Origin of the sequence: Streptomyces sp. RP5T, assembly GCF_003933965.1 — a bacterium.
Classification (GTDB): Bacteria; Actinomycetota; Actinomycetes; order Streptomycetales; family Streptomycetaceae; genus Streptomyces.
In genome coordinates this window covers 1-2082 of record NZ_RSAJ01000948.1, presented here as the reverse complement: position 1 = coordinate 2082, position 2082 = coordinate 1, and the positions used below count along the sequence as shown (strand labels likewise).

The 2082-nt window shown below is 67.8% G+C and carries 2 protein-coding genes; one reads left to right on the top strand and one right to left on the bottom strand.

Annotation, left to right across the window (positions count from 1 at the left end; genetic code table 11):
• Nucleotides 1-11 precede the first annotated feature (11 nt).
• Complete coding sequence (locus EHS43_RS43290; RefSeq protein ID WP_125195909.1) at nt 12-1679, bottom strand: fumarate hydratase; 1668 nt, start codon at nt 1677-1679, stop codon at nt 12-14.
• 167 nt (nt 1680-1846) lie between these two features.
• Between EHS43_RS43290 and EHS43_RS43285 the strand changes: the two genes are divergently transcribed.
• Nucleotides 1847-2082, top strand: a 236-nt coding sequence (locus tag EHS43_RS43285; RefSeq protein WP_148104295.1) for a DUF1707 domain-containing protein, incomplete at its 3' end; no start/stop codon positions are given.

The window sequence follows — 2082 nt, the reverse complement described above, 5'->3', positions numbered from 1 at the left end:
CCCCCGTGGTGCTACGCCAGCCCCGGCCCCCGCACCGGAATCGACGTGAACGTAGGTGCCGGCGCCGGGTCCTGGAAGAAGTCGTTGCCCTTGTCGTCGACGACGATGAACGCCGGGAAGTCCTCGACCTCGATCTTCCAGACCGCCTCCATGCCGAGCTCCTCGTACTCGACGACCTCGACCTTCTTGATGCAGTCCTGGGCGAGCCGGGCGGCCGGGCCGCCGATGGAGCCGAGGTAGAAGCCGCCGTGCGTGCCGCACGCTTCGGTGACCTGCTTGCTGCGGTTGCCCTTGGCCAGCATCACCTTGGAGCCGCCCGCCGCCTGGAACTGCTCGACGTAGGAGTCCATGCGGCCGGCCGTCGTGGGACCGAAGGAACCCGACGCGTACCCCTCGGGCGTCTTCGCCGGACCCGCGTAGTACACCGGGTGGTCCTTCAGGTACTGCGGCATCTCCTCACCCGCGTCGAGACGCTCCTTGATCTTGGCGTGCGCGATGTCACGCGCCACGACCAACGGACCGGTCAGCGAGAGCCGCGTCTTCACCGGGTACTTGGTCAGCTCCGCGAGGATCGTGTCCATCGGCTGGTTGAGGTCGATCTTCACCACGTCGGACGACTCGTCGAGGTGCTCGTCCGTCGTCTCCGGCAGGAACCGCGCCGGGTCCGTCTCCAACTGCTCCAGGAAGACACCCTCGGCGGTGATTTTCGCGACGGCCTGCCGGTCGGCCGAGCAGGACACCGCGATGGCGACCGGGCAGGACGCACCGTGCCGGGGCAGCCGTACGACCCGCACGTCGTGGCAGAAGTACTTGCCGCCGAACTGCGCCCCGATGCCGATCTTCTGCGTCAGCTCGAAGACCTTCTCCTCCAGCTCCTTGTCCCGGAAGCCGTGCCCGAGTTCGGAGCCCTCGGCGGGAATCTCGTCCAGGTAGTGCGCGGAGGCGTACTTGGCGGTCTTCAGCGCGTACTCGGCGCTCGTGCCGCCGACGACGATCGCCAGGTGGTACGGCGGACAGGCGGCCGTACCGAGCGAACGGATCTTCTCCTCCAGGAACTTCATCATGGAGGACTCGTTCAGGACGGCCTTCGTCTCCTGGTAGAGGAAGGACTTGTTGGCCGAGCCGCCGCCCTTCGCCATGAACAGGAACTTGTACGCGCCCCCGTCGGTGGCGTACAGCTCGATCTGCGCGGGGAGGTTGGAGCCGGTGTTCTTCTCGTCCCACATGGTCAGCGGGGCCATCTGCGAGTAGCGCAGGTTGAGGTTCAGGTAGGCGTCGTAGATGCCCTTCGACAGGGCCGCCTCGTCACCGCCCTCGGTGAGCACGTTCTGCCCGCGCTTGCCCATGACGATGGCCGTGCCGGTGTCCTGGCACATCGGCAGGACGCCCGCGGCCGCGATGTTGGCGTTCTTCAGCAGGTCCAGCGCCACGAACTTGTCGTTGGCGGACGCCTCGGGGTCGTCGATGATCCGCCGCAGCTGGGCGAGGTGGGCGGGCCGCAGGTAGTGCTGGATGTCGTGGATGGCCTCCTCGGCGAGCTTGCGCAGCGCCTCCGGCTCCACCTTGAGGAAGGTCCGCCCGTCGGCCTCGAAGGTGGAGACACCCTCGGAGGTCACCAGCCGGTAGGGGGTGGTGTCCTCTCCCATGGGGAGCAGATCGGTGTACGCGAACTCAGGCATCTCAGCCCATTCCTCACTCTGCGGGTCGACCACCCGCCTCCGTTGGCGGGCCCCACCAGCCTAGAACCTGTCCAAGGACGGCAGCTTGTGAGGTAGGGCTCAGTCGGTTCGCCAAGAGTTGTCCACAGGTCTAGTCGCGATCTATCGCGTTTCGGTACGCTGCTGCGGTGGACCTTCAGAAGCCGGACCTTCCCCAGCACGCGAGCCCCGCACCCGCGGCGACCGACCTGCGCGCCTCGGACGCCGACCGCGACCGTGTCGCCGACATCCTGCGGGAGGCCCTCGGCGAGGGCCGCCTGACCGCGGACGAGCACGCCGAGCGGGTCGAGGGGGTACTGGGTGCCAAGACGGTGGGCGAGCTGGAGGTCTTCATCCGGGACCTGCCGGCGGCCCACGAGCGTCG